The 4,590-nt window shown below is 49.5% G+C and carries 5 protein-coding genes and 1 pseudogene; 1 reads left to right on the top strand and 5 read right to left on the bottom strand.

The window, feature by feature from the left end:
* Nucleotides 1-24: 24 nt before the first annotated feature.
* From FNY10_RS26445 to FNY10_RS26460, 4 genes and pseudogenes are all read right to left on the bottom strand, one after another.
* A complete protein-coding gene (locus FNY10_RS26445; RefSeq protein WP_086076726.1) occupies nt 25-180 on the bottom strand; it encodes an integrase in 156 nt (51 codons plus the stop codon).
* Between the two features lie 49 nt (nt 181-229).
* Entirely contained in the window at nt 230-577 is a 348-nt protein-coding gene (gene tnpB / locus FNY10_RS26450; protein WP_001567372.1) for an IS66 family insertion sequence element accessory protein TnpB, read from the bottom strand.
* Nucleotides 574-978 (bottom strand): IS66-like element accessory protein TnpA, encoded by a 405-nt coding sequence (tnpA, locus tag FNY10_RS26455; RefSeq protein WP_001567371.1) that lies wholly within the window; start codon nt 976-978, stop codon nt 574-576. The genes tnpB and tnpA overlap by 4 nt, the downstream gene beginning before the upstream one ends.
* Before the next feature lie 49 nt (nt 979-1,027).
* A pseudogene (locus FNY10_RS26460) lies at nt 1,028-2,203 on the bottom strand (ISNCY family transposase); the annotation flags it as partial.
* 225 nt (nt 2,204-2,428) lie between these two features.
* Between FNY10_RS26460 and FNY10_RS26465 the strand changes: the two are divergent.
* Nucleotides 2,429-3,061 carry a DUF6904 family protein gene (locus tag FNY10_RS26465; protein ID WP_001567369.1) on the top strand — a complete coding sequence of 211 codons (633 nt, stop codon included), beginning with the start codon at nt 2,429-2,431 and terminating at the stop codon, nt 3,059-3,061.
* Nucleotides 3,062-3,089: 28 nt separating this feature from the next.
* Here the strand turns inward: FNY10_RS26465 and FNY10_RS26470 are convergent, their stop codons facing one another.
* A complete protein-coding gene (locus FNY10_RS26470; RefSeq protein WP_001567368.1) occupies nt 3,090-4,493 on the bottom strand; it encodes an ISNCY-like element ISKpn21 family transposase in 1,404 nt (467 codons plus the stop codon).
* Nucleotides 4,494-4,590 lie beyond the last annotated feature (97 nt).

Consider the following 4,590-nt stretch of genomic DNA (forward strand, 5'->3'; position numbering starts at 1 on the left):
CAAGGCGCGGGAATAAAATCCCATTCAGACGCCGGATAGATTCAAGCAAGCCAACTTGTCGTCAAAATCGGTGTTGCAAAAACGGGAGTGACCATAGATTCCGTTTTCTGAGGTGACCCCTTCCTGTTCGGCCAGGCGCTGTTTCAGCAGAAGGATTTCGTCAGAAGAGGTGTCGTTCATAAGCCCGTATTTTACCAGGCTTATTCAGCAACAACCAGGATAAAGAGATTTACAGCATGGTCAGGGATGTCAGCAGCCGTTTAGGTTGTCGCCAGTCGATACCTTCCATCAGCATCGCCAGCTGTGCCGGGGTCAGGAACACTTTGCCATCGCGGGCCGACGGCCAGGCGAAGCGGCCGCGCTCCAGCCGTTTGGTCAGTAGACACAGTCCATCGCCGGTAGACCAGAGGAGCTTTACCTGACTGCCATTACGCCCACGGAAGATAAAAACGTGACCTGACATCGGATCGTCTTTCAGCGTCGTCTGCACCTTTGCCGCCAGGCCGTTGAAGCCGTTTCTCATATCGGTGATGCCAGCGACGAGCCAGATCTTTGTCCCTGATGGTAATGGGATCAACGTTTGAGCTCCCGTATCAGCAGGTTCAGGATATTTTCGCTGATGGCACCATTCAGACGGAGTGAGCCATGCCGGAACGTCACTTCACAGCTGATATTGAGTGATTCAGATGTCGCAGCAGCTACAGGTTGTGACCGGGAGGAGGTTGTAGGAACAAGATCTTCGGCATCAAGTGTTATGGGGAGCAGCTCAGGCACGCTGTTTTCTGTTGTTGAAGGAGGGCGTAGTTTTCCTTCGCGCCAGTACTGGCGCCACTTGAACAGCAGATTATCGTTGATCCCATGCTCACGAGCGAGTTGCGCTACGGAGATATCTGGTCGATGCGAGAGTTCAACCATTTTGATTTTGAACTCAACGGGATAATTAGGGCTTTTTTTACGCACTGTGGTTAATGATTTCATGGATAGTGTCCACCATATTTGGTGTCCACTATCCTCTCAGGAATTTCAGGATCTGCCAGACGGTGCTGAGACGACGCTTACCCTGATCAACGCAGGTCAGTTTATCGAAAATCTTATAACCCAGTGGCCGGTGCTGATGCCGGAAAGTAATGCTTCCGTCAGGGTAATCATAAACGGTAATTTTTTCACCTGCTATGCGCGTATTTTGTTCGGTGGGTTCAATGATATACATGACTTTATCATACTGAAAAGTCAGTGCTTTCGATAAGGTCCGTAGCTCCTGCCAGGCGAAGATATCATTCAGCTCCAGTGGACTCTGTGTGACCGCACGGTGCAGATCTTTAGGGTATTTTGCCGGCCGGGAGAAACGACGGTTAAAATCAGACATGAAATGTTCAATCCACTGATTGGCTTCAGCAACCGAGCTGATGTTCTGCAGGCGCATCTCTTTAATCAGGCGATCCTGGAGCGTTTTATTTACCCGTTCCACGCGACCTTTTGCCTGGCTGCTGTTGGCACAAATCAATTCGATCGCCAGTTCCCGGAGAGCCCGTCCGAACTGGGTTGTGCCAGTACGTCGACTTTCGGCTCCGCTGACCCTGAACACCGCATGCTTGTCGCTGTAAAATGCGACAGGTTTACCATGTTTATCAATGTATTGCCGGGTAGCCATCATGTAGTCAAACGCGTTTTCTGAATCACAGAATCGCAGGTGCATCAGGCGACCTGTGGCGTCATCCATGAAGACCAGAAGACAGCATTTTGGGGCTCTTCCTTCGAACCAGTCATGGTGAGAGCCATCGATCTGAACCAGTTCGCCGAGACAGTCGCGACGATAGCGCGGCTGGTAAACCCGGGTTCGCCGGCGGGAATGAGGACGCCAGAGACCGTCGGCTGTCATCCAGTTACGGATGGTTTCAACGGAGAGATATATATGATGGCGTTCAGCCAGTTTTTCGGTTGCGAGCGTTGGGCCAAAATCTGAATAGTGGCACCGGATCAAATCCAGGGCTTTACAGCGTGTTTCTTCATCGATCCGGTTGTTTGCAGGACGTCCACGGCGGGAAGATGCAAATGCGGTTGCGCCATCTGTCCGGTACAGACGCACAAGACGCTGCACCTGACGAACACTGAGCTTAAGTATGTCTGCTGCGTCGCGCTGAAGCAAAGCCCGGTCAAATACTCGCTGAATGATGCCAAGCCGGTAAAGTTCTTTGTCTGTCATAGTCACCAACATAAGATCGCGGTCCTGTGCTGAGCAAAATGAAGGCTTAGCGTACACGACGCGTGTGAATTGTGCTGAGACGACAATAACGCTTTGTGCTGACAGTATTTGTCAAGGCTCAATTGAAATGTCCGTTATCCAGCTCAATTAAAATGACCACTTTGATCTCTCATTCTCTTTACTGATAGACTTTCCTCCGACTGAAACAACAGGATGATTGAGCCCATGCTTCGATACGAGTTAACGCCGAACAATGCAGGTTTTATACTGTGGGGAGATTCAGAAGCCCTGAATGAATTACATGAACTCATTCATTACATCGTGGATGAAAGCCCACTGATTAAAGTTAAAGACGGATTTATGTTATCCCTTGCCTATGATATTCGTAAAGCACGGGAAGGTAATCGTCGTGTTGAGCAACATCAGTATGATCAACATGATACATATAAGCTTTATGGTGTTGAGCTTTTATGGCCTCTGGTCCTGGTACAGTCCTCAATACTCAGAAACTCAATGGGTTATATTCAGACAGACAAAAACCAGCTGTCTGTCATGTATGCCTTTGAATACCTGATAGAATCAGCATTAACAGAGTCTGAGAGAACAACGTCGAATGATATTATGCTAACAGTAAAATATGCATCAGACTCTGATTTTAATTTCATTGAGGATAATATTGACAGCAGGTGCTGCTATTTTATCAGCCTATCTCCGGAGCAAAGAAAAAAGCAGTTAATCAGTATTGTTCGTTCTTTTCATTCATTATGGGGTAAGTATGCCCGTGAAAAGCAGGACATAAAGATGCTGAACGAAATGAATAATACATCATGGGTCTGGCCGGACAATATCAACTGGTGAGCAACCACTGTCCGGCCAGTGAGTACCATCAGCGGGCTCTTTTACCAAAAATGTCCTCTGAACGTGACTGAAGCTGTTTGAGTGCTTCGAGCATGTCATCATTATCCAGTGAGCGCTGGGATTTCTTCCCTTCCTGCTTTGGCCGTCGTCGGGAAGGGCCATCTCCAGCGGGAATTGACTGAGAGCGCGTGTTATCCCGCTTGCTCTGCACCAGACTGATAAACTCCAGGGTTCGGCCAAGACGCTTGTTATCGACAATCGCGCCCTGGTCGATTTCTGACAGTCGGTCGTAGGTAGAGTAGGGAAGTAGCGTACCGTTCAGGCGCAGCTCTTTTCTGCCATCAGGATAGTGATACACATCGATATATTTACCTATTGCACGGCGACTCAGTTCGCTGTCTTCAATCAGGTACAACATTTTATCATATTGTATCGTCAACGATTTTGAGACTTTACGTTTTTCACGAACAGTGAAAATAAGCCCCAGGTCCTCATCATGTTCTACAGCACGGTGTACGTCAAAATCATGTCGCGGTACTTTGCCAAAACGGCGGTTATAGTCAGCCATATAGGCCTCAGCGAAGTCATTTGCAGCCTCCATTGAACAAATGCCCTGTAACCGCAGCTCTTTGACCAGACGATCCTGTAAAGTGAGGTGAGCTCGTTCTACACGCCCTTTGGCGGGACTGGTTTCTGCACAGATAGTCTGGATGTTCAGTTCATGCATGGCTCGCCCAAACTGAGTATGCCCGTCTCCGCCTGTGGCGTGTTTATTGTTAACACGAAAAACACCGGCTTTATCGCTGTACAGTGCCAGCGGTTTACCATGCTTATCGATATAGCGCCGCGTGGCTTCGAAGTAAGAAAACGTGGACTCCGATTTAACAAACAACAGTTCCATCAGTTTGCTGGTTGCATCATCAACATAGACCAGCGCGGTGCAGGCCGGGCCACGGCCTTCAAACCAGTCGTGATCACAGCCATCTATTTGTATCAGCTCACCAGTACACGGACGCCGGTACCGTGGTTGAGGGATCCTTGCGGCACGTTGTTTACGGGGAACCCATAAGCCAGCCCGCACCATGATGCGCCGGACAGTTTCTTTGCCAAGAAACAGTCCGTGGAGTTCTTCGAGCTTTTCACGCGCCAGAGTCGGACCGAAATCAGCATAACGCGTCTTGATCAGTTCCAGAGCCTGATCTGCGAGCCCGGGTGGCAACTGGCGGTTACCACGCATGCCACATCGTCTGCTGGCCATACCAAGCGGTCCGCCTTCACGGTAACGGGCAAGAAGTCTGCGGCATTGCCTGTCGCTGATACCGAGGTGCTCGGCCGCACGGCGCGTTGTGATGCGACGTTCAATGACGTCCTGTATAATCTTGATCCGGTTGATCTCTTTCAAAGTAAACACTCCTGAGCTTTCTGCGCTCATGATATGCCTCCCGGTAGTTTAAACGGACCAGTGAAGCTTACCATAGCGCGGACATCTGAATTGAGCCACAGGCGGACATTACTATTGAGCCATTACA

Origin of the sequence: Klebsiella sp. Lac1 (assembly GCF_009825425.1) — a bacterium.
Taxonomy (GTDB): domain Bacteria; phylum Pseudomonadota; class Gammaproteobacteria; order Enterobacterales; family Enterobacteriaceae; genus Klebsiella; species Klebsiella electrica.

Bases quoted from the DNA above. Each gene is read 5' to 3' on its own strand.
- FNY10_RS26445 (WP_086076726.1), bottom strand. From the start codon at position 180: ATGAACGACACCTCTTCTGACGAAATCCTTCTGCTGAAACAGCGCCTG.
- tnpA (WP_001567371.1), bottom strand. From the start codon at position 978: ATGAAATCATTAACCACAGTGCGTAAAAAAAGCCCTAATTATCCCGTT.
- FNY10_RS26465 (WP_001567369.1), top strand. From the start codon at position 2,429: ATGCTTCGATACGAGTTAACGCCGAACAATGCAGGTTTTATACTGTGG.
- FNY10_RS26470 (WP_001567368.1), bottom strand. From the start codon at position 4,493: ATGAGCGCAGAAAGCTCAGGAGTGTTTACTTTGAAAGAGATCAACCGG.